Raw genomic sequence first — 26755 nt, forward strand, 5'->3', positions numbered from 1 at the left:
ACCCCGCAACACAATTCAGCAGCCGAACCGCACCCACATCAACTTCGATGCAAAATCCGGGTTAGTGCGCAAATTTCGACCTGACACCGAACGAACTCCCAGCTCAACACCCTGCACAGAGCCGCGACGCCAGAAAATGTCCTAAGTCAGGTTTGTGTCGAGCTGCGAGTCCCTGACCTGCACACTTCTAAATTTGTCTTTTGAAACTCAGACTGTGCGGCGGGGCCCGGGACTGGCGGGGGACTGTGGGACGTAGTGCAGCAGGTCAGGTCGATTTCAGAGGAAGAGTCGATAGGGGTAGACGTTGTCGTCGAGTTTCGGAACATTCGAAACAACCTCTGCGAGCTTCTCGGCGTATCCGAGTGTGACGGGCAGCGGGTTGTACGGACTGTCGTTGTTCCAGTCGAGTTTGGTGAGCGCGAGGATATCGGCGGCAAGGAGGTCCAGGTCGCCATGACCGGTGTAGCGGGTGAAGGTGATTGGGCGAGGCAGACTCTTCCCGTCGGGGCTGAAGTACTGGCCTTTGACGCCGACTTGCGCCGGCCCCCGCGTCCAGAGCAGTCCCGTGTTTCCATCAAACTGCTGCAGGGTGCCACGTTTGATCGCCATGGTCGCCGGCTTGGGCCCGGATTCCGAGTCTCCTTGAGACTTCAGCTCGACTCCTCGCCATCGTGACTTCTGCAGTGAAATGCATTCGATTTCGTCTGCTACACCCCAAGCGTCGAAGACTCCATCGATTTCCTCGTCACGCCAATGGCTTTTCTTATGGATGACGAATCGTTTGGGCATTGCGCCCACGTGCCGCAGCCTGTACAGGTCGGCCGTGCGGCTCATGACCGCATGCATTTCCTCACGGGTCAGGTGGGGGTTTCGTCTGCCACGATCTCCAGGCCCGAGGTTGTAGGCGACGAACTCCAGTCCGCCGCCGTGGGAGTCGAATACCTGAGAACAGCAGGTGACGTGCTCGTTCTTGGTGCCGCCGCGGATAGCGTAGTGAAGGCCCACGTAGGCGGTCGGCTGAGATGTAGTGGGCGTGATGCGCCACGGTATACCGCCAGCTTTGGCAAACAGCGCAAGCGAGAGGCGCCAAGCCGTCGAGCACCACTGCTTGCTGGCGAGGGCTGAGTTCTCCCAGAGAAACTGTACCGGGATGCCAAGCGGTGCCACTTCAGCTTTGATGCGGTCATGGAGGTCGTATCGACTATCAGAAGACCGCCGCAACGTTTCCCAACTGGCGGGAAGCAGAATCGCGATGACGTCCCATTTTTCGCGGTGGTCCCGGAGGGCATGAATGGCTCGTACGAGGGCATTGAAGACGTTGGCGTGGGAGTCGTCGGTGCCGTGCTCGGGTGTGCTGGCAGGAAGATTGATATTGCACAGATCGTCGTTGATGCCTTCGAGGCGAACGCGGAATGCCGCTTCAAACCCGGGGAAATCGGGCACGTACGCCGATCTGTCAGTAGCAGGCGCGGTTTCATGAAGCTGTTTAAGAAAGCGGAAGAGTCGCTTCTGCTGGTTTCCCGTCGTTACGGTTGCCACCCGTACTCGATCTCCTGTCGGATACGGCGAGTACGGCCCATGCCGGTGTAAGCCGAGTAGCGGGTTGAGGTCGTTGCCGCGCGGTCGCCCGGGCGGTGCGCCGAATACCAGAGTGGTGTCACTAATTCGGCAGAACGCTGGTAGCGCGGAGCCCGCGTACTGGTCCGGGTTCGCGTCGGGTGTCATTAGGCTGGCCTGCTGTAGGCGTTGGTGCGGCCGAGGATGATACGTGCTGGGCGCGCCGTGCCCGTCGCCGAACATGTCGTTTCAAGAACAGTCGGTTCGTCAGGTGAGATGAGCGCCGACCACGCTCGAATGATCTCGGCCCACCTCTCGTTGAAACGCCGCTGCGCCCACTGCTCGGCGCGCCATGAGTTCGCGGGGTCAATATCAGTGCGCTTTGGAGGATGGATGACCGGCCAGGGCGAAACCCACGTATTCGGTGTGAACAGAAGCCATGACCTGCCCGCGCGTTTGTCGAAGGACAACTGGACCTCCTCGGCCCACCACCGGTCCTTTCCCTCTGCAGTCCGTCCGTACGTCCTACTCAGGTAGCCGAAGAGCTTGTCCTCGTACGCACGGTTGAGTCGTGTTCGGGCCACGGGGAATTCGGCGGGTTCGCCTACGGCGGGTGCGGTCACGATCAGCTCAGGACTTCCGTGCCTATCGGTTTGCATCCGAACTGGCAGTACCTGTTGAAGCGCATGCGCGATGAGATGCAGCAGTACGGTTTGGTGGTGAAATGGCGCGTTGTCCGCGAGCAGATCCGTGTGGATCGTGCTCGCAGGGCCTGGCGCTGGAAGTGACTTTTCCGCACCAGCGCGGGTAAGAAGCGCAAGAGCGGCGTCGGGGTCGCCGGGACAGATCACCTCGCCGGGACCGTTCACCACCACCGGCCAGTCGGCACGCGGAGCCAACGCGCTTCGTACGGTTCTGCGGTTCCATTCGGCCGGGATTACGATCCTGGTCAACTCCGCGCTCGCCTCATGTACAGGCAGAGCGTTGAATCGCAGCACAGGCCACTGACGGTTTGCAGATGGCACTGAGGCGGGTGTTGAGCGCCGCTTGGGATGCAGGCGGTTGAAGTACTCACGCATGGGCTCGTCGACGACCACCTGCCGGGCAAGTGCCGACATAGTTTCGTCGAAACCTGCTGCAACTACAAGGTTTGCCTCGATGCCGTTTTGCGCTGCAACCGAAAGAAGATTCCGTACCGACCCGGGGATCGGATTGTCGGGACGGCAAAACCACCAGATGCCATACGGCCACGCGCCAACAGTTCTGACGGTTGTTTCAAGCATCTCCATCACGGATCGATCGCGACCGCTGTAGCCGCTGACCGCGAGCCCAAACTGCCGACTGACGTCGACAACGAACTGCCGCATACTGGCGTCCTGCTGTTGCAGTTCCTCATCAGTGTTCATCAGTTTCTTTTCCCGAAAATCGCCATGCAGTTTGACCGCAAGGGGCCACTGGCGGTCCTGCAACGCCGCCGAAGCCCGAACAGTGGAGTCCAGACCGGCAACGTTGAGTTCGCGCTGCAGGGGAAGATCCAGGTTTGTGCCTGCTCGATGCGCCTCACTAACCGCCTGTTCGATGAGGCGGTCGAAGTTCGTTGTGATGACGAGATCGCAAGCACCAGCAACTACCAGTCCGCCAAACAATCGCTGCCCAAACGCTGGCTTCACGTTGTCGATGAGCTCTCGCAAGAGTGCCCTTCGGGCATTCGGATCAGGCAGGCAAAGATCAAATGCGGCTGAATAATCGGTGCTACTACCCAGCGGGGGCATCCCATTCTTGTCGTTAAAATAGGCATGAATCCGTTGGAGCTGCGTCGGGTCGGTTTCGTCGAGATCCTGACGGATGAGCTGGTGCTCGGCCGCATACCGATCGACCAAGAGTCGGTCGCGGATAGAGCTGGCGAGCGGCACACCTGCCGAGGCGCTGGCTCCAGCACCGAGGAGCCAGGCGAACTTTGAACGCTGTACAGCCCATACCGTTGTGAATTCTCGAAGAGAATGCGTCCGCACTCCGGGAATCGCTGCATCTCCGGCACCGCGATCTGTGTCTGTCTTTGCCAACTGTCTTCCGTTCACGTCGGTAACGGGCTACAGAATACGAACTACCTATATCCTCGGATGGCATTCGACACGCTGACCAGAGCCGGGAACTCATACGCAACTGTCGGTTGCACTGGTTTGTTAGCTGAGGAAGCCGATCGGGGCAGCCACGCGCCGACGAGGCCGACTAACGCATGACTGTGCTCAATTGGCAGTCCCTTTACTTTCGTACTTGAACTACTGCGGCGAGAGTAGGCGATGGAGACTCGCGACTGGGACCGACAAAACGTAGAGTGCAGCAACTCCGCAGACGATGAGCTCCCAGCAGAACGCCGTCGAACCTCAGCGGCGGTGAGCAACGGCCTCACTTCAAACTCGCCAGACAGGTTGAACTCGATTGATATCCAGGCTGCGGGAGCCGGGGGTGCCGGGTGCGATCACGACATGATCGAGCACTGATTTCACGACAGCTTGCTGGCGGTCGATGTCGAGGTCATCCCATTCGCCTCTCAGTATGTCGCCGGTTCCCACCAGATCCACCACTGAACTGGTGTCGGTGGCCTGTGCGATAGCGCGGCGGGCTTGGGTGATCCGATCGTTAATGGGATCACGGGCAGCGATCCATTCCCGCGCCGACACCGCACCCTCGGCATAGAGTCCGGCCAGCTCATCCAGGCGTGACTGATCGGCCTCCAACTGCGCCGCCAACGCGGCCACGTCAGCATCCACACAGGACTTACCTGCCAATGCTTCTGCCAGCTGTGGGGAGTCCAGGCGGGTCAGCACCGCATCGGTGAGCAAGTCTTCGACCGGTTGCGCGACCACCGTGAGTCGTCCGCAGCCGCCATGGTCGGGGCCTTTCAAGCAGACATAGCGACGTACCCGGTTAGTCGGATTGTTATGGCGGGCTTGGGAAAACAACCGATTCCCACAGCGCCCGCACCGCAACATCCCCGACAGCAGGTAGGTGCGTGGGGCGCGGGTCTTGGTCACGGAGCGAGCGGCCATGCGCGCCAAGATGCGGTCACGCTCGGTGGGGGTAATGATGGCCGGCCACGCCGCCGGGCCGATCACCTCCCTGTGATGCTCGCGCAGCCCAGCGATACGGCCCGAGATCAAGATCTGGCGTACCGCTGTGGTTTGCCAGGACTTGGACACCACCGGGGCGATCCCGGTGTCGTTGAGCCAGATCGTCAACGACCGGATCGACGCCCCGGCAAGGTAGCGGTCGACCATCTCCCGAATCACCTTGGCTTCGTCGGGGCGGATGGTGATCTTGTCGAGTTCGTAGCCGAAGGGGCGTGCCGAGCCGTGCGGTAATCCTTGTTCGGCGTTCTGCAACATTTTGCGGCGGACCCGGGCGGATTTGCGGCCGGATTCTTTGGCCGCGAACGCAGCGAAAATGCGGGCCATAAACAACCCATCGTCGTTACCCAGGTCGATGTCGGCGGTCACGGTGGCGACATCGCGCACCCCGACCGATTCACACAGGGTCACGAACTCTTCGAGTTCGACGGGGCGACGATGTAGCCGGTCGAGGTTGTAGACGATCACCGCATCCCGCGCACCAGTTTTCAGGTCATCGAGCATGCGGGCGTATTCGCGGCGCGGCTTGCCGGAGTAGGCCGAGACATCGTTGTCGACGTACTCGTTACCGACTGGCCAGCCGCGATCGGCGGCGAGCTTGCGGCAGTCCTCCAGCTGGCGAGCGACCCCGAGGCCGGTGCCCTCCACATCGGCTGAGATTCGGGCATATATCGCCGCCGACCGCACCCCGACGCGCTGAGCTGGGGTTTTCGTTTTCGCCATGAGGGTAGTTTAGCGACATTTGAGCTTGGACACCTCGGTGGCACCGCCGTCTTCCCAGTGCACGATGTGGTGGGCGTGCAGGCCGCGGGTGGCCCCGCAGCCGGGGACCACGCAGCAGCGGTCGCGGTGTTCCAGGACCCGGCGTAGCCGCCGGTTGACGGTGCGGGTGGCCCGCCCGGACCCGATGACCTGCCCGTCGCGTTCGAACCACACCTCGCAGGTGGCATCACAGCTCAGGTAGCGGCGCTCGGGCTCGGTGAGCAGCGGCCCCAGGTGCAGTGCGGCGGCGCGCTGCTCGAGGTCGACGTGGACCACCACGGTGGTGTGCTGGGCGTGCGGGCGCCGCGTGGCCTCGGTGTCCCACCCGGCCTCGACCAGCCTCAGGAAGGCATCCACGGTGTCGGGAAACGGCCGCGCCTGCACACCGACCCCGCCACCACCGCCGGCCTCGGTGTCACCGGTGTCGTGGTCGCGTTTCCACTCGGCGATCAGGGCATCCCGATGCGACTGCAGCCCGGCTTCGAACGTGGCGGCCTCCAGGTGCGGCAGGGTGATCCGCCACGTACTCGACGTGTCGTCACTGGTCTTGGTGATCACCCCCCGCGGCTCAGGCTCGGGCTCAGGCGCAGGCTCGGGCACCGACTCAGGGTCGGAGGCGGGCTCGGGCACCGGTTCGGGTTCGGGGCGTGGTTCCAGCGCGATCGCGGTGCGCAACTGGTTGACCGTGGCCACCGCGGCCAACTGGGCGTAATGGGCATCAGAGCCCTGCCCGCCGCGCTGGGCGATGACGCCGACCTGATCCAGCGACAACCGGCCCTCCCGCAACGCCTCGGTGCAGCGCGGCAACTCCTCGAACCGGTGCGCGACCGCGGCGATGGCCTTGGCGTTGGCCGTCGAGGTGCCCATCTTCCAGGCCACCAACCCCGCCACCGACCGGGCCCCGGTACCACCCCAGAGCCGCTCACGATCCACCTCGGCCACGATCGCCACGATCCGCCCATCGATCGCGTTCCGCTGCCCAGCCAACTGCGCCAACTCCTCGAACAACACCCCAAGGCGCTGATCACGAACATTCCCGGACATGAACCCATCATGACAGCCGGGTACGACAAAACCGGACGGGCAGATGTCCTCAGCGACAACCGGTCTCGTGGGTGACCATGCGTATTCCCGGCGTGCGCGAATCCTGGGGCCGTCGAACACCACACCAAGCAGTCCGAACACCTGCAGGCGATCAGCTGTGTGCGGCATCCTCGCGTCGCCGCGCCTCCGCCACCCGCGGTTTGAGGCGGCCGATCCTGTGCAGCTGACCGGTGAGGTTGAGCGCCGCCAACATGGGCAGCACCCCGATGAACGTCGCCCACGACGGGGAAGCACCGTCCAACTGGTCGTACTTGCCGAACACGTAGAGGCAGCCGACGCTGAACAGCGCCCCGGGAATGGCGAAGGCCATCGGGGACCGGCGCTCGGAGATGATCTGCGCCGCGAAATCCACCTCGGCGTGCGACATCGGCTCGCCCTTGCGCAGCTTGTGCAGCACGGAGTGCACGCTGCCGATCCGTTCGCCGACCTCGGTGGGCGTGCGCCGCAGCAACCGCCGGACGTAGACGGAGGCGACGGCGGCGAACACCAACGCGGCCACAAAGGACAGTGCCGTCAGCCAACCGAAGATGCTCACTGTTTCGCCCCCTTGGGTGCGACGGACTCGTCGTCGTCCTCCCAGAGCAGCAGCTGCCGGACCGCGGCGCGGGATCCGTAGGGCTGCAACATCAGGCTGGCCGGGCGGGGGCGCACACGTTGGGGCCACCAGAACCAGCGACCGAGCAGTGTCGCGATCGCGGGCGTCATGAATGCCCGCACGATCAAGGTGTCGAACAGCAGCCCGAGGGCAATGGTGGTGCCGACCTGGCCGATCGCCCGCAGATCGCTGAACACGAAAGACGCCATGGTGGCGGCGAACACCAGGCCCGCGGCGGTCACGACCGCACCGGAGCCGGCCATGGCGCGGATGATGCCGGTGTTGAGTCCGGCGTGGATCTCCTCCTTGAACCGTGAGACCAGCAACAGGTTGTAGTCCGATCCCACCGCCAACAACAGAATCACCGAGAGCGCCAACACGATCCACAACAGCTGGATCCCGAGGATGTGTTGCCACACCAGTACCGAGATGCCGAACGACGCCCCCAGCGACAGCACCACGGTGCCCACGATCACCAGTGCGGCGATCAGGCTGCGGGTGATGAACATCATCACGAGCAGGATCAGGCTGATCGCGGCGATGCCGGCGATCATCAGGTCGTACTTGGCACCCTCGGCGATGTCCTTGTACGTTGCGGCCGCGCCGCCGATGTAGATGTCGGCGTTGCCCAGCGGCGTGCCCTTGACCGCATCCTTGACCGACGCGCGGATGGCGTCGACGTGCGAAATGCCTTCCAGCGTCGCCGGATCACCGTCGTGGGTGATGATCATCCGGGCGGCCTTGCCGTCCGGGGAGAGGAACAGTTTCAGGCCGCGCTGGAACTCGGGGTTGTCGAACACCTCGGGTGGCAGGTAGAAGGAGTCGTCGGTCTTGGCGGCGTCGAAGGCCTGTCCCATCGCGGTGGCGTTCTCCAACGACGCCTCGCTGTTGGCCGCGATCCCCGACTGTGTGGCGTAGTTCGTCATCGCCAGGTCGCGGTTGGCCTGCTGGCTGTCGATCTGGGTCGGGATCAACGCGAGCAGCTGGGGCTGCAACTCGTTCAACTTGTCCAGACTTGCGGTGACGTTGCCGAACTGGCTTGCCAGTTCATCGATCCCGTCGAGAGCGTCGAAGACGGAGCGCAGCGCCGAACACATCGGGATGTTGTAACAGTGTGGCTCCCAATAGAAATAGTTGCGGATGGGCCGGAACTGATCGTCGAAGTTGGCGATCTTGTCGCGCAGGTCGTGCACTGTCGCCACCGTCTCGTGAAACGCCTCGGCCTGTTCGGCCGTGGCCGCACTCGCCTGCTGCTGCAGCGCATATTGCTGTTTCAGCGTGGCGATCGACTTGTCGATCTCGGCAACCTGTTTGAGCAGATCGTCGGCGCGGGCCGACTGGAAGGGCAGGTTCTCGATCTGTCCGATGCTTTGCGCACTGATCTGGAACGGGATCGAGCTGTGCTCCAGCGGGGTGCCCAACGGCCGGGTGATGGCTTGCACCTGGGCGATGCCGTCGGTGTGGAAGATCGCCTTGGCGACCCGTTCCAGCAGGATCATGCCGGTCGGAGTGCGCAGGTCGTGATCGGATTCGAGCATCAGCAGCGTGGGGTTGAGCGTGGCCGCGGAAAAGTGCCGCTCAGCGGCGGCGTAGCCGAGGTTGGCCGGGGTGTCCCCCGGCAGATACCGGCGCTGGTCGTAACTGGTCTCATAGCCGGGCAGCGCGAGCAGGCCGACCAATGCCGCCGCGACCGTGGCCACCAGGATCGGCCCCGGCCAGCGCACCACCGCGGTGCCGATGCGTCGCCATCGCCGGGTCTGGACCGCCCGCCGCGGGTCGAGCAGTCCGAAGGCGCCGGCGATCGCCACGATGGCGGGCGTCAGCGTCAGCGCGGCGGCCAGTGCCACCAGCACCCCGATCGCGCCCACCGGTCCCATGCTCTGGAAGTACGGCAGCCGGGTGAAGCTCAGACAGAACACCGCGCCGGCGATGGTCAACCCCGAACCCAGGATCACGTGGGCGGTCGAACGGTACATGGTGTGGAAGGCGGTTTCGCGGTCCTCACCCGCGTGGCGGGCCTCGTGGTAGCGGCCCATCAGGAAGATCGCGTAGTCGGTGCCTGCGGCGATCACCAGCAGCGTCAGCAGATTGGTCGCGAACGTGGACAAGCCGATGAGCCCGGAATCGGCCAGCAGGGCCGCGACGCCGCGGGCCGCGCTCATCTCGACGATCACCGTCAGCATCACCAGCAGCATCGCGACGGCCGACCGGTAGATGAACAGCAACATCACGATGATGACGCCGATGGTGATGAAGGTGACCTTCACCAGACCCTCACCACCGACCAGGATCTGGTCGGCGAACAGCGGCGCCCCGCCGGTCACGTAGGCCCTGACCCCCGGCGGCGGCGGCGTGTTGTCCACGATGTCGCGCACCGCACCGACCGACTCCAGAGACAGCGAATCGCCCTGGTCCCCTGCCAGGAACACCTGCGTGTAGGCGGCCTTGCCGTCGCCGCTCTGCGAGCCGCCCGCCGTCAGCGGGTCACCCCAGAAGTCCTGGATGTGCTGCACATGAGTGGTGTCCGCCGACAGCTTCTGGATCAACGTGTCATAGAACCGGTGCGCCTCGGCACCCAGCGGTTCGTCGCCTTCGAGCACGAGCATCGCCGAACTGTCCGAGTCGAATTCGTCGAACACCGCGCCCATCCGCTTCATCGCTATGAGCGAAGGTGCGTCCGGCGAGCTCAAGCCGACATTGTTCGCCTCGCCGACCTCCTCCAACTGCGGCACGAAGATGTTGGTGCACACCGCAATGAGCAGCCACCCCAACACAATCGGCACCGACCACCACCGGATGGTCCGCGAGATCCGGCCCGCCACCGACCTCGTGGGACGGTCCTCGATGCGCTGCTGTCTCACCCGGACTTCTCCAGACAGTAGGTGTAGGCGTTGAGCGTGTTGACGATTCGCTCGTCTTTGACCTCGCCGTCGATCGTGATGCGGCATCCCAGCGAATCGCTGTCGCCCTGGGCGACGACATTGACGAACACCCCGGGCTGGGTGGTGGTCACGTCGTAGGACCACGGCAGTGTCGCGCCGTCGACGCGCCGCGGCTGCGCGTCGATGTCGACGTAACTGATCGTCGCCACCGAACCCGGCTCACCGAACACCTCGATGAGCACGTGTTTGGGGTTCAGCGACACGGCTTGGTTGGGCAGTACACCGCCGGCCGAGACATCGTGGTCAGACCCGAAGACACCGTGCAGCCGGTACACGGCGAATGCGGACAACGCGATCACCAGCACCGCGACCAGCAGCATCCACCTTCGCATCAGGAGTCCGCCGACCGCGCTTCTGCTCACCGGCTCAGCTCCCCCAGCAGGTAGCGCTGCAGCGTCGCGCCCAGATCGGCGGCCACCAGTTCGCGCGGATGGGTGGCCAGCGGTTCGATGCCCACGATGTACCGGGCCAGCGTGAACCCGACGATCTGGGACATCACCAGACCGGCGCGGTATTCGGGAAGGTCGGCCTCGAGTCGCTGCGCGATCGGCAGCAGCAGATTGCGGGTCAAGAAGTCCCGCACCAGCCTGGCGGCTTCGGGCTCGGAGGTCGCGGCGCGGATCATGCCCACCACGGGTCGGCGCCGGACCTCGTCGTCGAGGACGTCGAGCACGGCCGCTGCCAGCCGCACCCCCGCGCCGTCGCGATTGTCCGGGCCACCGCCGACCACCCGGTCGATCAGCGCCGCCGGGTCGATCGGCAACTCGACGACGGCCAGGAACAGGTCCAGCTTGGTGCCGAAATAGTGGGCGACCAGCGTCGGATCCACCTCGGCCGCCAGCGCGACCTGCCGCATCGAAGTGCGGTCGTAGCCGAACGCGGCGAAATGCTTGCGGGCCGTGTCGGCGATCAGCTCGCGCGTGGTGTTGGGCCCCGGACGACGCCCGGTGCGCTTGACGACGGGTTCCTGACGGCTCATCGTCAGATTTCCACAGCCACAGAATTCCACACGGGTCGAAATGTTAGCGCCCGGACGGCGCCGAGACCAGAGGTTGCGCGATCTGTCGTGGGTCCCGAATCCCGATACGACTGATCCGCGCACTCACCAACGCCGTTCGAGCCCGTCGGCAACAATGGGTCCCATGTCGAATCCCTATGACGTCGAACGCAGTTGGCCGGACTACTTCCTCGAACACCGGCGAATGACCGTCGAACGTCATGGCACCTACCGGTGCGCCGACCTTCCGGTGTGGACGGTGTACTGCCCCGGTGAATTGTTGGGCAACAGTGTGTTCATCGAGGGTGACGACGGGCTGATCGTCTACGACACCGGCGTGAACATGGCGGCCGGACGCATCATCGCCGAGGAGATCAAGAAGGTGACCGACAAGCCGGTCAAGGCCGCCTTCTACTCCCACCACCATGCCGACCACTACAGCGGTACCAGCGCCATCGTGGAGCCCGCCGACGTCGAATCCGGGAAGGTCGACATCTACGCCTGGCAGAACTTCAACCCCGAACGGGAGAACGAGTTCGGCGAGTTGATCGCCCGCCAGAGCATGGGGGCCGGCTACTACGGCGGCGCGTTCCTGCCGCCCGAGGACCGCCACCACCATGGCATCGGTTGCCTGCCGGCGGGTGGCGAGACCGGGTTCGTCGCTCCGACGAAGTTCCTGGCCGAGGACACCTCGCTGACCATCGCCGGGGTGCGGATGGAGATCTTCTACACCGGCGGCGAGGCCATCAGCGAGTTCGGGATCCACCTGCCGGATCTCGACTTGGTGATCATCGCCGACGAATTCTTCACGGGCATACCGAATCTGCACTCGATCCGCGGCTCCAAGCCCCGTGTTCCCGACAACTACCTGGGCGCGATGAATCGGGTGCTCGACATCCGGCCCGAGTGGCTGCTGGGCACCCACATCATCCCCATCCAGGGCAAAGACGCCATCGCCGAGCACGTCACCAAGTACAGCGACGCCGTGCGCTACCTGTGGGACCAGTCGATCCGGTTGATCAACAAGGGCTACACGCCGGTGGAGTTGCAGCACGCACTCAAGGACCTCCCCGAGGAAATCCTGGACCCGCCGTTCACCGTGCCGATGTACGGCACCCCCTTCACCGCGGTGCCCGAGTTCTACACCGGATGGGTCAGCTGGTTCAGCGGCGACGCCACCGACCTGTTCCCGGCGCCGCCGGCGCAGAAGTCGACGCGGCTGGCCGAACTCATGGGTGGCGTCGACAAGGTGCTCGATGCCGCGAAGGCCGACCACAGCGCCGGAAACCACCAGATGGCCGCGGAACTGGCGCAGATCGCGTTGCGCGCCGACCCGGACAACCAGGACGCCAAGCTGGTCAAGGCTGCGGCGCTGCGGGCGCGGGGATATCAAGAGATCAATCCCATTGCCCGGTCCTGGTATCTGACCGGCGCGCTGGAACTCGAAGGCGCCGTGGACCCGGGCATGATCCTGCAGGCCTTCGGCGCCATGCTCGCCGTCGGCCAGAGCACGTGCGATATCGCCCGGGGGTGGCGTTACCAGCTCGACGCCGACAAGGCGGCCGGCACGACGGTGGCGGTCGGCGTGCGCGATGCGGGCTCGGGTGAGGAACTCACCGTGCGGGTCCGGCACCGCGTACTGCTCCTCGAGGACGGCATCGCCGACGACGCCGACGTGGTGCTCGAAGCAACCGCGGCCGATCTGCGCCCCGGCGGGAACCCGAAAGTGGTGGCCGGCGACGCGGCCGCGTGGACGACGCTGCAGTCGCTGCTCGACACCGAACCGACACCGTTCTACATGCACATGCGCTGAGTGCGGATTACGCCGGCCCGCCATCGGGTAGGCCACCGACACACGTCGAATATCGGGAGGAAGCCGTGAAGAAGTCTCTGCGCGCCACGATCGTCGCGACCGCCGCCTTCATACCGATGGCATTCACCGCGGGCGTGATGCCCGCGGTGGCGTCGGCCTCGTGCGGAAACGGCTGGTGGTGGGATCCGGTCGCCAACCGTTGCCAGGCGCCCGTCGTTCCGAACTGCGAGAACGGCTGGTGGGATCCCGTCGCCGCCACCTGCCGGGCGCCGATCTCTCCGACACCGCTGGGCTGTGACAACGGGTGGTGGTGGGATCCGGTCGCCAATGTGTGCCGCCCTCCGCTCATTCCGCCGCAGTGATCACGGTGAATTGCGCGGATCCTGATCCGCGCTAGCCCGGATTTTTCGTGGTTTGTTGCTGGTGAGGGTGTGTAGATAAGCGAAAGTGCCTGTCCTGCAAGGAATAATCGGACTTGTCTAAGGTTCGGATCGTTCCAGCGGAAAGGCACCTCGCAGGTGAAGAATATCGCGACCACATCACGGGTGAAAGTGTCCGCCGACGGCCATGGCGTCGTGTCGCATGCCGGGATGGCCATGCTGCGCGAACTCGCCGACTGGACCGGGCTATCGACGCAGGTGACCGCCGCGTTGGCCGACACCTACCGCGGCCCGTGGGTGTATGCGCCCGGGGAGGTGTTCGCCGACCTGGCGGCCGCGGTCGCCGACGGCGCCGATTGCATCGACGCCGTCGGCCAGTTGTGCGGGGATCGTGAGCACGCCTTCGGCGCGAAAGCCTCCACCACCACGATGTGGCGACTGGTCGATGAGCGCATCGACGCCGCCCACCTACCCGCAGTGCGAGCAGCGCGCGCCGCGGCGCGCGCGGCGGCCTGGGCCGCCGGAGCCGCACCCACCGGCGATGACTGGCTGCACATCGACATCGATGCCACCCTGGTCATCGATCACTCCGACAACAAGCACGGCGCGGCCCCGACCTGGAAGAAAACGTTCGGCCTGCACCCGCTGCTGGCGTTTCTGGACCGCCCCGAGATCGCCGGCGGGGAAGCTCTGGCCGGGCTGCTGCGCACCGGTAACGCCGGCTCCAACACCGCCAGTGATCACATCATCGTCCTGGCCCAGGCACTGGCCGCCCTTGCGCCGGTGTGTCGGCCCGACCCCGCCACTCCCGACAACCCTGAAGCACCCAAGGTGTTGGTGCGCTGCGACACCGCCGGAGCCACCCACAAGTTCGCCGACGCCTGCCGCGAACAGGGGGTGGGGTTCTCCTTCGGCTACCCCGTCGATGCCCGCGTGCAGGACGCGGTGGACACCCTCAACCTCGGCCAATGCTGGTACCCGGCGATCGACACCGACGGTGGTATCCGTGACGGCGCCTGGATCGCTGAGGCCACCGACCTGGTCAACCTGGACTCCTGGCCACCGGGCACCCGACTGATCCTGCGCAAAGAACGCCCCCACCCCGGCGCCCAATTGCGGTTCACCGACGCCGACGGGATGCGGGTCACCGCCTTCATCACCGACACACCACCCGGTGTCGTGGCCGGCCAAGTCGCCGGCCTGGAACTGCGCCACCGCCAGCACGCCCGCGTCGAAGACCGCATCCGCGAACTCAAAGCCACCGGCCTGCGTAACCTGCCGTGCCACTCGTTCTGGGCCAACGCCGCCTGGCTGGAAATCGTCCTTGCCGCCGCCGACCTGGTCACCTGGACACGACTGATCGGCTTCCGCACCGAGACCGGCCTGGCCCGCGCCGAAATCACCACCTTCCGCTACCGGGTCCTGCACGTGGCGGCCCGCATCACCCGCAGCGCCCGACAACTACGGCTACGCATCGATGCCACCTGGCGATGGGCGCACGCGATCGCCACCGCCTGGCAGACCATCCGCACCGCCTTCAGATAGAACTCCGGCCCACCCGACCCACCGACCACGAAAGACCAGGCCTTCGGGAAAGCCCGCCCCACCCGGCGACACGGGACGATCAACCACTCCACTACGCCGAAACCGCCACCCCGCAACACAATTCAGCAGCCGAACCGCACCCACATCAACTTCGATGCAAAATCCGGGTTAGCGCCCAACGGTGCATACCCGAGTCCGTTCGCCGTCTCTGCGCTCCGCAGTCTCGTGCCCCTGCGCATTCCGCTGGTGTAGATCGCACTAACTTTTCCCGTTGGCGCACCGTTGACCTGCGGAAAGTGTCAGAGTTTTCGGTGATCTCGCCGTGAGCTGGACAGTTGCATTGATGTCGCCAGAGGGGGGAGGGGGTCTGACGGTAACCGTCTTTACACGGTCGCATGTGACGTGGCTCACAGCGATTTATCGGGGCGATGAATGGTGACAGTTTCTTTTACTCGTTCATGTTTTTAGTTAGTGTATCTAGTTATATGTATCTATCAGGCAATTCTACTTTTACGCATCCGACAATAAGACCGTTTTTGTAGCGAAAAGTGTTTCAGTGAATTTCTTCATGATTGACGACCCCCTCCCCCTTCTGGCGACATGGATGCTGCACTGCAGGTAGCGCCGTGATTGCACGCCGTGCTGACAGTTTCCGCTGGTCAAAAGTGCGTCAACCGAAAATATTCGTGCGTTCTGCGCCATCGGTTTGGCGTCCGACAACTGTCTACGAAATCCTGTGAGCCGTGTCACGGCACGTGATGGCCGGGCAGCGCAGCGCAAACCGGGGAGCGTGTGCGGGTGGGGCCGAATCTGTTAACTGGTGCCCCGCGGTATGAGACGCGCTCCTGCGTTTTCCAGTGACCAGACCTGCCGCCGATGCCCACAAGGTCGCGGCTGGCCGGCACGCTCGCGATGATCGCAGCCGATGTCCCAGCTGCGTCCGCTCAGCCGCGCCCTGGACCGCAACCGTGCCGCTGGGTACCGAGTCAGGCGAGACGGAGTATCGCTTCGAGGTGCGTTGCCGGGCAGAGGCCGAAAGCGAGGTGCGCGCGTTGGTGATGGACGCTGTGCGGTCTCAGTCGAACTGACGGCGAATACCTGGCGTTCGCCAGTTCGACGGAGACGCTTCGCCTATACCGCCGTTCAGTAGATCTGGCGGTTCGGTGACGAGGGCGGCTTCACTCGACTGCGGTGGAAAGAGTAGTCCGACCCCAGAAGGGCCGGAATGCAATGCTGACTCATCCAGATCGTGGCAGCACACCGCCCGGGAATTCCGCATACCGATTCCGTGGTGGCTGGTCAGGGGAGCTGTCAGAGCATCGCCATGCCCAGCACGCCGCGTCGCAGGAAGAGGTGCTGTTCTAGGGTTCACGGTATGAGAGGTGGCGGTGTCGGTATTGATTGGACTATGGCCCCACTGTGGGTGCGAACGGGGTATCGCTTCTTTCCGTTCGCCGCCGAGGTCGGTGATGTGTGGTGGGTGTTGAGGTTCAACGTCGGTTTCCCGGAGCACGATCTGTTCACGGTGTTCGTCGGCAATCGGGCCGCAGCTGATGTGACCGGTGATCCGAAATCTGTTGTGCCGCTTATTGCGAGTATCGGGTCGTTGAGTCCGGTGAGCTCGCAGGGAGCGGAATTGGACACGGAGACGGCGCGTGCGCTCGTCGGTGAGGTGGCCAGGTTCGTCGAGTACGGCAGTGAAGACGGCCAGCCGTGTGTGTTCTGCTCGCATGAGCGTGATGGGCTGACCCGCAATAAGTAGGCAGCGCCGCAGAGCTTAATCGGGACGCCGGCCGCAATTCGTCAACCGCCAACTCGATTGCGATAACCGCCAAGTTCAACGAGAACGGACAGACGCAATCGCCCGCCCCGACTTCACCATTCGTTCCGTAGCCGCCGAAGACCTGGTGGCCGACAACGAGGTGAGGATCGTGGCCATGGTCGTCGCAGCCGAGCGCAATGACCGCGCGGTGGAATCGGCACTGGCCGCCGTGATTACCGCCGCACCGGTGACCGCCGTGCGCTGGAGCGCCGAAGACCTCAGCGGGGTCGATTAGCAGTTATCGAAAGCGCGGGTGCCGCGGTCCGCCCACGCGACCGTGGGTGCAGCCGGGACACATCGTGACCGGTAACTTCGGGTAAGAAGCGCCAGGTGCAGCCGGGGAGACCTTCTTCCGCAAGTTGCGGACGTTGTTGCACACGTCGCGCATCTTGCGTGGCCTACTTCGTCTCGTTCGGGTGACTGGTGTGCACCTGCTCCAAGTAGACCGTCCGCCCCTCAACGTAGAACCAGATGCGGGCGGTGCCTTTGAGCGTCGGCTTGTGCTGCCAGCGCGTGTGCGCCTTGCCGTCGCGGTCGATCGTCCCGTACTCGCCCTTCAGCGGGTAGTTCGTCGGCAGGTTCGCCAGCGGGGTCCGCGTCAGGAAGTCCCACGCGTCGGCGAGAGGGTTGCGGATCGTCGCGGCGAGATCCTGCCACCCACTCTTGGCGTTGGTCGTGGCAAAGCGGATCTCGTACTCGATCTTCTTCGGCGGCCGCGGGACAAGCTCCCCCTTGCCTGCCACCGCTACGGACGCTCCACAACGGTGTCGTCATCGCCGTCGTCCAACCACTCGAGATCGGCCTGGCCGAGTCCGGCGGCGATCGCGGTCGCCGTCTCCCGCCACGAGGTCAGCTCCGAGAGCACCCGGTGCGGCTGGTCGGTGGAGAAAGAGGCCCGCGCGGCGTCGACGAGATCCTGGGCGCAGGTAGCACGGTCCTGCGGCGACAAGGCGAGCATCCACGGGAAAGCCCGGGACATGCGGTCGGCGAGAGGGCCGTCGTCACTCACCGCGGCGCCGATGAGCTGCGCGGCGAACTGCAGCATACGGTTGCGGCTGTCGGCCTCACGCTGCGACATGAGCACAAGATCTTCGCCGTCACGGCGGGTCACCGTCACCGGGTGATCCTCAGCCTCGGCGAACACCTCGGCTGAGCGCTTGCTCAGGTCCGAGGAGCGGCGCGTGGTGGTGCGGAGCGCGGTTGTGGCCATGCCGCCATGCTATTCGGAACGTGTTCGGAAGTCCAAGTGAGTTCCGTCGCTCAGCGGCGCGGAGGCTCGTCCCGTATCTGGTCGCGCAATTGTTAGTCGACACCAGAAGCCGGAATGTGTGAAAATCGCGCATATGGACGGCAAGATCCTTGGTGAGCGGATTGTCGAGGCCAGAAAGGCCCGCGATCTGACGCAGGAACATCTTGCTGCCACCATTGGAATCGACCGCAGCGCGCTCGGCCTGATCGAGAAGGGTAAGCGCAAAGTGTCGGCCATCGAACTGGTCGACCTGGCAGCTGCCCTGTCGACCCCGCTGGCATGGTTCGTGCGCGACCCCCTGGCCGCGGTGATCAGTCGCCGCGCCGAGGCGGGTCCAAGTCACGAGGTGACCGCCAGGCTCGATCAGGCGCTGGAACTGTTCGCCGGCGACGTGGCCGAATTGCTGGCCGACGGAGTGATCCGGCCCTTGCCCGACCGGCCGGCCTGGCGGACTCCTCAGTCAGTCGCGTCGGCAGAGATGGTTGCGCGCCAGGTGCGAGAACACCTCGGATTGGGCCATGAGCCGCTTGGCGATGTCGCGGCCGTCGCGGAACGGTTCGGCCTGTATTCCTGCGCGCTCAGGTTCGGCGAGCAGGGTGCCGACGGCGCGCTGGTCGCGGTGGCAGACGGTGCGGCAGTGGCGGTCATCGACGGGGATGCCCGGGTCGGCCGGAGACGCATGTCGTTGGCCCATGAACTCGGTCATTGGCTGTTCGGCGATGCTTTTGATTCCAATACCGGGACCGATACCGAGCAGCTGATCACCTCGTTTGCCGCATTCTTCCTGGCGCCGCGCGCTGGCGTGACCGCGTTGTGGAACCAGTACCGCTCCGAGCGGCTGCGTGACACGGTGGTTCGCGTGGCGGGCATCTATCGTTTGTCGTGGTCGGCGGCGGTGCTGCACCTGCACACGCTCCATCTGATCACGGACGAGCAGCGGCGAGTGTTGGAGCCGACACGACCCGCGATCGGTGAGTTCACGAAGCTGCAGATCATTCTGGATACAGACGAGCTTCGACCGCCGTCGGTGTCTCCGGGGCTGGCCGCTGCCGTGCTCGACGCGTACGTCGATCTGCGGATCTCGGCGCCACGGGCGGTGGAGTTGTTGCGCGGCCAGTTGGACATCGCTGATTTGCCGCAGCCTCGCGCTGAGATTGCCGCCGACTACGCCCGAATGGGTTGAGCGCCCCGCCGCGGTGGGTGATGGACACGTCGACCTTCACTCACTTCTGTCGCGCCGGGCATCAGGACATCTTGCGCAGGCTCGCCCCGCAAGGACTGATCCTGATCCCGGACACGGTGTACTCGGAGGTCTTGGACGGTCGGGATCGCGATTACGACATCCCAGCTGTTGGTGACCTCGAATGGGTAGAGGTCGGTGTGTTGACCGAGCAGGAGCAGGACACTCAGCTCGACATCAAAGTGTACATGCCGTCGCAGGTGGGCGAGTCTGCGCGCAAACACCTTGGCGAGTGCGCTGTGCTGGCCTGCGCGATTCATCGACAGATGGTCGCGGTGATCGATGACGGTGGCGGCCGCGGCCAGGCTGTCAGTCGCGGTGTGCGGCACGTGAACTCGATGTGGATCATTGCGCAGGCGCGTAAGCGACTCGATGATGTCGACTCCGAGGCGGCGGAACAGATCTACGCTGACCTCGTTGCCACCGGGATGCGGTTGCCGCAGGTTGATAGCTTTATCCGCTGGGCATATGGAGTTGGTCTGCTGCCGTAGGTGATCGGCTACGTCGATGCGGGCGAATCGGTGGAACTGTCCGGTTATCGGCCTCATCGAGGGGCGTTGAGTCAACGACGGGCGAGCGTTGTGAATCCCGGGTCGATCAGGCCGAGCCACGCGTCCTGGTCATCGGCCAGGGGCTGTTTCAGCGGCAGGGGAGTGAACCGGCAGTTGAAGACCATGCCAGCGTCTGTGCCGTCACCGACGACCTCGTGAGTCCACGCCTGGCGGCGTCTGGGCTGTGGTGTCGGCCGCGAAGAATGTCGTGGTGCGGGGAGCGCCGGTCACCGGGTGTGGCCGGTGCTCGACGTGAAGCTGTTGTCGCAGCCTCACACCCTCGGCGGACCATTCGACGTTGAGCGCGGGTTCCCGAGACTGCACCGGTACCACGCAGCCAGCGGCATCCAGATGGCCGGCGCAGTGTCGGTCGTCAGCGCCCCGCCTACAGTTCCACCAATGAGGTGGTTCCCGTGGCGCAGAAGCGACCGTCCCGCGCCCGCGCCCGAACCGCCACCGCCGAGCCCCGCGGCCGTCCGCATCCTCGACCAACTCGTCGACCACCATCACGACGGCCCGCCGACGGCGATCGGGTGGTCCCTGCGTCACGAGGGGCCGCCGTGGGAGGCGTTGGAGGAACTTCGCCGGCTCGGCTACTGCGAGGTGACGCGCGACCAAGACATGGTCGAGGTGGATTTCACCGAGCTGGGGCGGCGTCTCTACGTGTGAAAATCGCGCCGCCCCGCACCTACTGATTCGTCGTCGGCGCCAGCACCTGCAGCCCAGTCAGGAGCAGGCCGGCGTCGCGCTGGTAGGTGGGGTTGTCGGGGTCTTTGGTCTGCACGGTGGCGGTGACGAGGTAGGGCTGGGTGCCGCTGGTGGTGAGGATCTGCAGTGCCTGGACGTGCTGGTCGGGTCCGGGTGCGCCCATGCTCGGGGTACGGAACTGGAGCTTCTCAGCGGGCAGGCCGCAGACGGTGACTGCTTCGGTGCTCATGTCTTTGGCGCCGGCGATGCGGGTGAGGTTCTGCTGGGCCTGCTCGTAAACAGTCCGTGCATCGCCGGACGGTGCGGGCTCGATGGTGATGACGATGTTGGGCGCGAACTGCTCGGCGATCAGTGATTCGTTGACCAGGGAGTAGCGGATCAGTTCGCTGTCGAGCTGGGTGAAGCGGATCCACCCTTGCGGCTTGGGTAGGCGCAGTTGGGGTTCGGAGCTGCTGCGGGCGGGGATGTCGACCATCGCCGTGTCCAGTGGCGCGCATGCGCTGTGGTCGCCGGTGGGGGCCATGTTCGGCCACGGTGATGCTGCGCCGGGCAGAGTCTTGTCCGCGAAGATGTCTTTCATCTCGTCGATGGTGAGCGGCTTCTCCTCGGTGCCGCACGCCACGGCTGTCGTCGCGGCGAGCGTCAGCACAGCGGCGGTGACCAGTTGGCGGAGAAGAGTTTTCGGACGGTTCATGGTGTCGGAACTCCATCTGCTTTCGTGGTGGGTTTGGACCGCAGCGCGGGTGGCGCGCCACAGGGACGCCCGGTCGGGAGGCGTGACGCTCGCGGGATGTGCGCTGTGAGTCTGCCTGGTTCCGAGCCTAAGCCCGCCGGATGTGGGTGCTGTGCGCCAATTCGACACCCAGCCGAGCTGGTGGCTCAGGACCCTTGCGCGATCAGCCGTCGAACGCCAAAGCCAGCGTGAACAGTGTCATCGGCGCGAACGGCACCGAGGCGAGCACCACCAGCAGCACCGGGATCACCCGCCGGCTGGTGATCGCGGCTGTCCACGCACCGAGCGCGGCGATGATTCCGCCGATCACCGCGACCCGGTTGCCGACCACGGCAGTACCCGGTGGCGCGATGCCGTTCATGAGCTTGTCGGTCATGTCGGGGTCGCGCAGCACCGTGAACACCAGCAGGTAGGCGATGGCCATCGCGGCGAGAGCAGTGATCGATAGCAGCACGGCGCGGTCTCGGGCCTGTTCCTGACTCATGGTTCCATCGTCAGTCAGGGCAGCGGCGTCGCGAAGCGGTAGAACTACTTGGATCCGCGGGTCAGCTGGAAAGACCGATTCAGTGCGGTCTATGGCGGGAAGTCGGGATCCCCGACCTGGTTACTTGCCGGCGGGGCGACTGATGCCACCGCCGCCGGGTGGCGGTGTGACGGGCGCAGAGGGTTTCGGTTCAGTCCACGGAGCTTTGCGGGGACCGTCGCTGCGTGCGACGGGCTGGAAGCCACCGCTTGTCAGCGCTTCGCGGTCACCGCTCACTTGCGGTTCCCGGGCACCACGCCGCCTGAACCTTTTGGTGGCGTGACTGATGTGCTCGCCCGTGTTCGGGAGCTGTCCTGGCTGAATCGCCGCCGGGGCGGTATCCGCCTGATCGGGGAGCGATCCACCGCTTGTTGGTGGTCTGCTGGTGCTGCTGTTCTGTGGACTTCGGCACGTCGCTCACCCTCCCGCTTGTGTCACGTCCCCAAGTATGTCCCGGCGGGATGGTGTGACAGTCCGCCGCGCCCCCGCTGCATGCGACGCTGAGGGGTGACTGAGGGCTTGGCTAGCATGATCGGCGTAACGCCCCGGTGACCATTCAAGCTCTTCACAGCTTGGACTCCCGGGGCCTTTTGCCACCTCCTGCAATTCTGTACAGATATGTATAGAATTGCAGGATGGCTGAAACCATGAATGTCCCCGTCTCCCTCGCCGCGAGCAAGGGCGTCTCTGCGCTGGCCGAGATGAGTGAGAGCAAGCGGGTGGCGCTCACCAGCCACGGCCGGGTTGTCGCCGTGGTCGATTCCCCTGCCCGTGTCGACGCCGAGGTCAGGGAAGTCCGTGACGCCGCCTGGGCTGTCGTGGAGGCCGCCGCTGATCTGGTTTCCCAGCGCTCCCGCCGGTACAGCCTCGATGAGGTGTGCGCGAAGGTTGGCGTGGATGTCGAACGGGTGCGTGAAAGGTCGGCGCGTCTGCGCGACGAGTCGGATGCGCGGTAGCGAACGGTTCCCGGATGACCAGGCTGAGGTCGTCTTCTCCGAGGCCTTTCTGCTCTATCTGGACGGCCTGACGGCTGACGAACAGGAGACCGTTCTCGCCGAGCTGGTGCGGCTGTGCGCCAATCCGGTTGGTAAGCATCCGCTGAGCAACCGCTCTTCGGGCGATCGTCTCGCGGGGCTGAACACTGTCGAGGTGCTCGGAAAGAAACACCGCGTCATTTACGCGGCGCGCGTCGAGCACGGTGTCGGCGTGGTCGAAGTGATCTGCGCGGGCCCGCGCACCGGAAACGCGGTGTACGACGCGGCCAACGCCCTGGTGAAGTCGGCGCAGTTGAGCGAGGAGGAGGCCACGCAGATCTGGGATGCGCTGGCACTGCTCGAAGTGGTCGCCGAAGCCGCAGGTATCGACGGGTGGGATTATCTGCCGCGTCCCGCGGAAGCTCATCTGGTCCGCGCCTTGGTGGCGCTCGGGCTGCTTGCCGACGATATCGCCGCGGTGGTGTCTCGCGATGAGGCAGATGCAGCGATGCGCAACGGCTACGACGATGCCGGCGCACCTGATCCCGCCGCTGCGCTGGTCGCTGTCATGCGCGCTGCTCGCGCGCGGTCTGACTACGGCGATGCCACCGACATCCTGCGGCGCCGCCGCGGTCAGCGCTGCGGGGCACGGATGCCGCGGGCGCGCGCGACCTGCATCCGCCGTGTCGGGCATCCGGGCCCACACCGCGCGAGCGCCTGACACCCGCAGCGGTCGTGGACGCGGATGGAACCGATCCCGATCCCGCTGCGTCCAATCACGTATGGACCCTGACGACTTCGACACCCCACCTGCGCTGCCTCCGGCCGTGGAGGCGTACCTGGCTCAGGAACGCAGCTGGTGGCGGATGCTGCGCGCGACCGGAGCGGTGACCGAGGCCGAGTCGGTCGCGGAGCTGGCGCGGTGGCTGGAGTGACTGCCGCTGTGGCGGCAGGAGCGGAAATCAACCGAGCATCCCGGTGAGGCTGTGACGGGCACGCTCAAGAATGTGTCGGAACCACACGCCGGGCTGCGCGAGACTATTTGCATGTCGATCGTCGCGTCCTGCGCTCGGACAGCTGAAGTCATCGGACACGCACGCTCCCTGTACGGGGGCGGGCCCGGCACATCACGAGCACCCGACAGCACCGCGTGCCTCCGCCAATCCGCCGAAGAGACCACCGCTGCCAGTCGGCGCACCGGCGGGCTCACCGGGGCCACCATTGACGCCTATCAAGACCTTGACGCACGCGTTGCGTCAGACCTGATCTCCGCCGCCCAGTCCGACGCCCAGGTCGGCGCACACCTTGAACACGCGGCCACCGCGGTACGCGCTGGCGCGGCCCGGCTCGACGCGCTCGTCGAGGAGAACAACGCCACGATGGCCGCCGCGCAACGTGCCCGAACCCCCGCGCAGGAGGCCGCGGTCCTGCGGGCGCTGCGCTACCAGGTCAGCAGGACACAGCAGATCGTCGCCGACACCGGCCAGCAAGCGTCCGGTCTCGCGACAGGCATTCAGGCCGTCGACTATCAGAGGAGCCCACCTCCGGCCCCGCCTCCCACGCCCGCCCCGGCACCGCTACAGGGTGTTCCGGACCCACTCCGGGACTTCACCGACCATCAGCTGCGCGGCGAGTCGATCCCCAACCCGCCGGCTCCAGATGTCACCGCGGACGAACTCCGCATCGCCTTGATGCAGCAGCGCATCGACTACAACGACTTCGCCCGATGGTTCAACGAGACCTACGGCGGCACCACCAGCCCCGAAGAATTGCTCAAACGGGTCGCCGCCTTCGAGGCCGCCACCCTCGGTTTGGGCGGCAGTCTGGCCACGCTGCCAGAAGGCATCCCGCTGACCGTGGGTGCCGGCATCGCGTGGCTCATCGCCGGCTACGACCTAGTCACCATCGACCCGGGGACCGCTCGCGTCCCCGAGCTGGGACCATAGGGCCATGTCTGGAAGCAATCAGCATCGGTCTCGACGTGTGGCACTACTCGTCGTCATGGGCGCGGGCCTGGCGCTGTTCGCGCTGACAGTGGCCACCCGCGAGTCATCGATGCTCACCTGGATCCTTCTCGCTGCCAGTGGATTTACCGCCGCATACAGTCTCTATCTGCTGCTGCGGTCCCGACGCAATCCACGTAATGAGTCGAGTCTGTCCTGAGAGCAATTCTGTCGCGCCGGCCACGGCAGTCCCCGGTGGCGCGCCGCCGTTCGTGAGCTTGGCGGTCATATCGGGTCGCGCAGCACTACCTTGATCAGCAGGTAGGCGGTGGCTATTGCGCGGCTGCGTAGTCTATGCATTGCGATGCTGACGATGACCGAGGCAGACAGCCTCTGGTGAGTCGATTCCGGAACTGTGTATGGCTGTCGCTCCCCACCGCTGCACCTGATCAAACGGGTGCCACGAGCGCTGTCGCCAGGAGTGCTGGTAGCGCCGGGGGTCGCCCCAGTGTCCGTCGCGCAGCGGCTCTGTCAACGTCTCGCGGTCCTCTCCCGACATGAAGCTGAGCGTGCGGGGGGCGAGCAGCGCGGTGCGGACATGTTCGACCGGCTCCTCTGCTGTGGCGGCGCGGGGTGGAGGGCGGAAACACTCCGATTCGCACGGCAAGCGGAAGTCGCAAACAGTGATCGGACCATTCGGTTTCGCTCTGCATAGTCATCGTGTCGTTCTTTTCATCAGCCTGTGGTGGGCGTCGGCGATTTCGCATGCCGATGCGCGCAGCATCTCGTCGGTGACGAGACGGCGGGCTTCTATGCGGCTGACCCGGAACATCGTTGCGACGTTGGTGAGGTAGGTGGAAAGCTCCGCGCGGATGAGTCCTCGCGGGACGCTGATCCTGTGTTCGTCGGCCAGTAGTTGCATCAACTGGTCGACACGGACTTTCATCCACGGTGAACGACCCCTGGCGGTGTGGAACACGGCGCTCGCCCGGCCGGACCGAGCTGAGGGCTCGCGGCTCCACCCCGACAGCTTCCGGAGAACCACTTCGTCGGTGGGTAAGCCGGGAGGGGAGCCCTCGTTGCTCTGCTTGATTGCATCGGCGCAGCCGAAAGCGTGACGGCGGGACACCACCTCCGCGGCAGCCATTGTGCACCGGTTCTGCGTGGCCGACTCCACTGCCGCGCGCCTTGTGCACGGCTTCGGGGGTCGGCCGCGACGATCAGCCGACATCGCCGGCCGCGGCTACGTCGTCGAACCATTTCTCTTGGATCATGTTGAACGTGCCGTCCTTACGTATCTGGAACAGGTTCTGTTTGGTCGGGTTGCGCAGTGACTGTTCATGTCGAAGACGGATCCGTGGTTCTGGCGCAGAATGCGTTCAGGCGGAGCGCAACTGCGTTTTCGCATCTGTCTGGAGTCCCTTGTCCTCTACGTGCTTCACCGTGGCGCGGTCGCCGACGCCAGTGGGCGAGGGGTCCGCAGCAGATGTTGTGCGTGGTCGACCAACGCGCGGTGCAGGTCGTCGTCTGAGACATCCTGCAGACCGGGATCGGTGACCGCGCTTGTGATTCCGCCGATGATCATTGCCGTGGCGGTGCGGCTCGCGGTGTCGGGGTTGGCGCCGTTCAGCAGGGCGGCGAGCTTGGCGAAGGCGCTGTCAAGGCCCATGGCCGACTTGACAAGACTACTCATCGCCGGGTCATCGACGATCACGCTGAGGTTGCGGTGCCGAACAGCGAGTTCGACAAGGCAACTGGCGACGACTTCGCGTTGCGCCTCCGGGTCAGAAATAGTGTCGGCGATCCGAAACAGCCGAGCGATGTCCTGCAGGACTGGCTGCGCGACTGCCATCACGATGTCGTCTTTGGCGCGAAAATGATAGTAGACGGCAGCTTTGCTCACCTCGAGGTGAGGGGGACCCGTTTGGTGGTCCAGGCGCTATGCGACTTTCGGTTGGTGGGTCGTGGCCCACTGTAGGGCAAACTCGGCGGGGGTGAGTTCGCCGTGAGCGGTGTGGGGTCTGTTGGCGTTGTAGTCTCGGCGCCAGTCCTCGATGATTACCCGGGCCTCCAGCAGCGAATCGAAGCGCCACGAGTTGAGCAGTTCGTCGCGTAGTCGGCCGTTGAACGATTCGATGAAGGCGTTCTGCCACGGTTATCCGGCTAATCTGGGCCGAGTCTGCGGCGGG

At 64.9% G+C, this 26755-nt stretch carries 26 protein-coding genes and 2 pseudogenes; 13 read left to right on the forward strand and 15 right to left on the reverse strand.

Annotation, left to right across the window (positions count from 1 at the left end):
• Nucleotides 1-276 precede the first annotated feature (276 nt).
• From BN976_RS33675 to BN976_RS29685, 8 genes and pseudogenes are all read right to left on the reverse strand, one after another.
• Nucleotides 277-1539, reverse strand: coding sequence for an argonaute/piwi family protein (locus BN976_RS33675; protein ID WP_145978009.1), 1263 nt, complete (start codon nucleotides 1537-1539; stop codon nucleotides 277-279).
• Between the two features lie 185 nt (nucleotides 1540-1724).
• On the reverse strand, nucleotides 1725-3620 hold the full coding sequence (locus tag BN976_RS33040) for an SIR2 family protein (protein WP_145978010.1): 1896 nt from the start codon (nucleotides 3618-3620) through the stop codon (nucleotides 1725-1727).
• 348 nt (nucleotides 3621-3968) lie between these two features.
• Nucleotides 3969-5408 carry a recombinase family protein gene (locus tag BN976_RS29660; RefSeq protein ID WP_036376733.1) on the reverse strand — a complete coding sequence of 480 codons (1440 nt, stop codon included), beginning with the start codon at nucleotides 5406-5408 and terminating at the stop codon, nucleotides 3969-3971.
• A gap of 21 nt (nucleotides 5409-5429) precedes the next feature.
• Nucleotides 5430-6491: pseudogene (locus BN976_RS29665) on the reverse strand (DUF222 domain-containing protein); the annotation flags it as partial.
• Between the two features lie 151 nt (nucleotides 6492-6642).
• Complete coding sequence (locus BN976_RS29670) at nucleotides 6643-7086, reverse strand: hypothetical protein (RefSeq protein WP_036376735.1); 444 nt, start codon at nucleotides 7084-7086, stop codon at nucleotides 6643-6645.
• Nucleotides 7083-10007 (reverse strand): MMPL/RND family transporter, encoded by a 2925-nt coding sequence (locus tag BN976_RS29675; protein ID WP_409366025.1) that lies wholly within the window; start codon nucleotides 10005-10007, stop codon nucleotides 7083-7085. Before BN976_RS29675 ends, BN976_RS29670 begins: the two co-directional genes overlap by 4 nt.
• Nucleotides 10004-10450 carry an MmpS family transport accessory protein gene (locus tag BN976_RS29680; RefSeq protein WP_199559032.1) on the reverse strand — a complete coding sequence of 149 codons (447 nt, stop codon included), beginning with the start codon at nucleotides 10448-10450 and terminating at the stop codon, nucleotides 10004-10006. The genes BN976_RS29675 and BN976_RS29680 overlap by 4 nt, the downstream gene beginning before the upstream one ends.
• Nucleotides 10447-11067: a TetR/AcrR family transcriptional regulator gene (locus BN976_RS29685; RefSeq protein WP_036376740.1), complete on the reverse strand. Its 621-nt coding sequence runs from the start codon at nucleotides 11065-11067 to the stop codon at nucleotides 10447-10449. The genes BN976_RS29680 and BN976_RS29685 overlap by 4 nt, the downstream gene beginning before the upstream one ends.
• A gap of 163 nt (nucleotides 11068-11230) precedes the next feature.
• Between BN976_RS29685 and BN976_RS29690 the strand changes: the two genes are divergently transcribed.
• The 5 genes from BN976_RS29690 to BN976_RS33965 all read left to right on the forward strand — a co-directional run bounded on the left by BN976_RS29690 (nucleotide 11231) and on the right by BN976_RS33965 (nucleotide 16880).
• A complete protein-coding gene (locus BN976_RS29690) occupies nucleotides 11231-12898 on the forward strand; it encodes an alkyl sulfatase dimerization domain-containing protein (RefSeq protein ID WP_036376742.1) in 1668 nt (555 codons plus the stop codon).
• Between the two features lie 116 nt (nucleotides 12899-13014).
• Nucleotides 13015-13260: a hypothetical protein gene (locus BN976_RS29695; protein ID WP_051558656.1), complete on the forward strand. Its 246-nt coding sequence runs from the start codon at nucleotides 13015-13017 to the stop codon at nucleotides 13258-13260.
• A 156-nt stretch (nucleotides 13261-13416) separates the two neighbouring features.
• Nucleotides 13417-14823 (forward strand): IS1380 family transposase, encoded by a 1407-nt coding sequence (locus BN976_RS29700; RefSeq protein WP_036368218.1) that lies wholly within the window; start codon nucleotides 13417-13419, stop codon nucleotides 14821-14823.
• A gap of 1408 nt (nucleotides 14824-16231) precedes the next feature.
• Nucleotides 16232-16585: a hypothetical protein gene (locus tag BN976_RS29705; RefSeq protein WP_036376747.1), complete on the forward strand. Its 354-nt coding sequence runs from the start codon at nucleotides 16232-16234 to the stop codon at nucleotides 16583-16585.
• 97 nt (nucleotides 16586-16682) lie between these two features.
• Complete coding sequence (locus tag BN976_RS33965; RefSeq protein WP_337349805.1) at nucleotides 16683-16880, forward strand: hypothetical protein; 198 nt, start codon at nucleotides 16683-16685, stop codon at nucleotides 16878-16880.
• A 163-nt stretch (nucleotides 16881-17043) separates the two neighbouring features.
• Here BN976_RS33965 and BN976_RS29710 read toward each other — a convergent pair whose 3' ends face one another.
• Nucleotides 17044-17388, reverse strand: coding sequence for a hypothetical protein (locus BN976_RS29710; RefSeq protein ID WP_036376749.1), 345 nt, complete (start codon nucleotides 17386-17388; stop codon nucleotides 17044-17046).
• Between the two features lie 2 nt (nucleotides 17389-17390).
• Nucleotides 17391-17855 carry a prevent-host-death protein gene (locus tag BN976_RS29715; protein WP_036376751.1) on the reverse strand — a complete coding sequence of 155 codons (465 nt, stop codon included), beginning with the start codon at nucleotides 17853-17855 and terminating at the stop codon, nucleotides 17391-17393.
• A 133-nt stretch (nucleotides 17856-17988) separates the two neighbouring features.
• On the opposite strand from BN976_RS29715, the gene BN976_RS29720 reads away from it, so the two are divergent.
• The 3 genes from BN976_RS29720 to BN976_RS29735 all read left to right on the forward strand — a co-directional run bounded on the left by BN976_RS29720 (nucleotide 17989) and on the right by BN976_RS29735 (nucleotide 20354).
• A complete protein-coding gene (locus tag BN976_RS29720; protein WP_036376753.1) occupies nucleotides 17989-19077 on the forward strand; it encodes a helix-turn-helix domain-containing protein in 1089 nt (362 codons plus the stop codon).
• A 20-nt stretch (nucleotides 19078-19097) separates the two neighbouring features.
• Nucleotides 19098-19625, forward strand: coding sequence for a PIN domain-containing protein (locus BN976_RS29725; protein ID WP_036376756.1), 528 nt, complete (start codon nucleotides 19098-19100; stop codon nucleotides 19623-19625).
• Between the two features lie 540 nt (nucleotides 19626-20165).
• On the forward strand, nucleotides 20166-20354 hold the full coding sequence (locus BN976_RS29735) for a hypothetical protein (RefSeq protein ID WP_036376916.1): 189 nt from the start codon (nucleotides 20166-20168) through the stop codon (nucleotides 20352-20354).
• A 19-nt stretch (nucleotides 20355-20373) separates the two neighbouring features.
• Here BN976_RS29735 and BN976_RS29740 read toward each other — a convergent pair whose 3' ends face one another.
• Both BN976_RS29740 and BN976_RS29745 read right to left on the reverse strand, forming a co-directional pair.
• Complete coding sequence (locus tag BN976_RS29740; RefSeq protein WP_051558643.1) at nucleotides 20374-21087, reverse strand: hypothetical protein; 714 nt, start codon at nucleotides 21085-21087, stop codon at nucleotides 20374-20376.
• 202 nt (nucleotides 21088-21289) lie between these two features.
• Nucleotides 21290-21610: a hypothetical protein gene (locus BN976_RS29745; RefSeq protein WP_036376758.1), complete on the reverse strand. Its 321-nt coding sequence runs from the start codon at nucleotides 21608-21610 to the stop codon at nucleotides 21290-21292.
• A 674-nt stretch (nucleotides 21611-22284) separates the two neighbouring features.
• Between BN976_RS29745 and BN976_RS29750 the strand changes: the two genes are divergently transcribed.
• The 5 genes from BN976_RS29750 (at nucleotide 22285) to BN976_RS33680 (ending at nucleotide 24786) form a co-directional block, all read left to right on the forward strand.
• Nucleotides 22285-22605 (forward strand): hypothetical protein, encoded by a 321-nt coding sequence (locus BN976_RS29750; protein ID WP_036376761.1) that lies wholly within the window; start codon nucleotides 22285-22287, stop codon nucleotides 22603-22605.
• Nucleotides 22595-23344 carry a hypothetical protein gene (locus BN976_RS29755; RefSeq protein WP_036376762.1) on the forward strand — a complete coding sequence of 250 codons (750 nt, stop codon included), beginning with the start codon at nucleotides 22595-22597 and terminating at the stop codon, nucleotides 23342-23344. Before BN976_RS29750 ends, BN976_RS29755 begins: the two co-directional genes overlap by 11 nt.
• A 61-nt stretch (nucleotides 23345-23405) precedes the next feature.
• Nucleotides 23406-23558 carry a hypothetical protein gene (locus BN976_RS33970; protein ID WP_158498061.1) on the forward strand — a complete coding sequence of 51 codons (153 nt, stop codon included), beginning with the start codon at nucleotides 23406-23408 and terminating at the stop codon, nucleotides 23556-23558.
• A gap of 111 nt (nucleotides 23559-23669) precedes the next feature.
• On the forward strand, nucleotides 23670-24569 hold the full coding sequence (locus tag BN976_RS29760) for a hypothetical protein (RefSeq protein WP_036376764.1): 900 nt from the start codon (nucleotides 23670-23672) through the stop codon (nucleotides 24567-24569).
• A 4-nt stretch (nucleotides 24570-24573) separates the two neighbouring features.
• Nucleotides 24574-24786, forward strand: a complete 213-nt coding sequence (locus BN976_RS33680; RefSeq protein WP_145978011.1) for a hypothetical protein — start codon at nucleotides 24574-24576, stop codon at nucleotides 24784-24786.
• 495 nt (nucleotides 24787-25281) lie between these two features.
• On the opposite strand, the gene BN976_RS33685 is transcribed toward BN976_RS33680, so the two are convergent.
• From BN976_RS33685 to BN976_RS33050, 3 genes and pseudogenes are all read right to left on the reverse strand, one after another.
• Nucleotides 25282-25512: a hypothetical protein gene (locus BN976_RS33685; RefSeq protein ID WP_145978012.1), complete on the reverse strand. Its 231-nt coding sequence runs from the start codon at nucleotides 25510-25512 to the stop codon at nucleotides 25282-25284.
• Between the two features lie 492 nt (nucleotides 25513-26004).
• Entirely contained in the window at nucleotides 26005-26418 is a 414-nt protein-coding gene (locus BN976_RS33390) for a TetR/AcrR family transcriptional regulator (RefSeq protein ID WP_145978013.1), read from the reverse strand.
• An 87-nt stretch (nucleotides 26419-26505) separates the two neighbouring features.
• Nucleotides 26506-26721: pseudogene (locus tag BN976_RS33050) on the reverse strand (integrase core domain-containing protein); the annotation flags it as partial.
• Between the last annotated feature and the right edge of the window lie 34 nt (nucleotides 26722-26755).

Source organism: Mycolicibacterium austroafricanum, from assembly GCF_000612725.1.
GTDB lineage: Bacteria > Actinomycetota > Actinomycetes > Mycobacteriales > Mycobacteriaceae > Mycobacterium > Mycobacterium austroafricanum.

Bases quoted from the DNA above. Each gene is read 5' to 3' on its own strand.
- BN976_RS29690 (WP_036376742.1), top strand. From the start codon at position 11,231: ATGTCGAATCCCTATGACGTCGAACGCAGTTGGCCGGACTACTTCCTC.
- BN976_RS29760 (WP_036376764.1), top strand. From the start codon at position 23,670: ATGTCGATCGTCGCGTCCTGCGCTCGGACAGCTGAAGTCATCGGACAC.
- BN976_RS29740 (WP_051558643.1), bottom strand. From the start codon at position 21,087: ATGAACCGTCCGAAAACTCTTCTCCGCCAACTGGTCACCGCCGCTGTG.
- BN976_RS33390 (WP_145978013.1), bottom strand. From the start codon at position 26,418: ATGGCAGTCGCGCAGCCAGTCCTGCAGGACATCGCTCGGCTGTTTCGG.
- BN976_RS29685 (WP_036376740.1), bottom strand. From the start codon at position 11,067: ATGAGCCGTCAGGAACCCGTCGTCAAGCGCACCGGGCGTCGTCCGGGG.
- BN976_RS29755 (WP_036376762.1), top strand. From the start codon at position 22,595: ATGCGCGGTAGCGAACGGTTCCCGGATGACCAGGCTGAGGTCGTCTTC.
- BN976_RS29725 (WP_036376756.1), top strand. From the start codon at position 19,098: ATGGACACGTCGACCTTCACTCACTTCTGTCGCGCCGGGCATCAGGAC.
- BN976_RS29705 (WP_036376747.1), top strand. From the start codon at position 16,232: ATGGCCCCACTGTGGGTGCGAACGGGGTATCGCTTCTTTCCGTTCGCC.
- BN976_RS33970 (WP_158498061.1), top strand. From the start codon at position 23,406: ATGGACCCTGACGACTTCGACACCCCACCTGCGCTGCCTCCGGCCGTG.
- BN976_RS29720 (WP_036376753.1), top strand. From the start codon at position 17,989: ATGGACGGCAAGATCCTTGGTGAGCGGATTGTCGAGGCCAGAAAGGCC.
- BN976_RS33680 (WP_145978011.1), top strand. From the start codon at position 24,574: ATGTCTGGAAGCAATCAGCATCGGTCTCGACGTGTGGCACTACTCGTC.
- BN976_RS33685 (WP_145978012.1), bottom strand. From the start codon at position 25,512: ATGAAAGTCCGTGTCGACCAGTTGATGCAACTACTGGCCGACGAACAC.
- BN976_RS29750 (WP_036376761.1), top strand. From the start codon at position 22,285: ATGGCTGAAACCATGAATGTCCCCGTCTCCCTCGCCGCGAGCAAGGGC.
- BN976_RS29745 (WP_036376758.1), bottom strand. From the start codon at position 21,610: ATGAGTCAGGAACAGGCCCGAGACCGCGCCGTGCTGCTATCGATCACT.
- BN976_RS29695 (WP_051558656.1), top strand. From the start codon at position 13,015: ATGGCATTCACCGCGGGCGTGATGCCCGCGGTGGCGTCGGCCTCGTGC.
- BN976_RS29715 (WP_036376751.1), bottom strand. From the start codon at position 17,855: ATGGCCACAACCGCGCTCCGCACCACCACGCGCCGCTCCTCGGACCTG.
- BN976_RS29660 (WP_036376733.1), bottom strand. From the start codon at position 5,408: ATGGCGAAAACGAAAACCCCAGCTCAGCGCGTCGGGGTGCGGTCGGCG.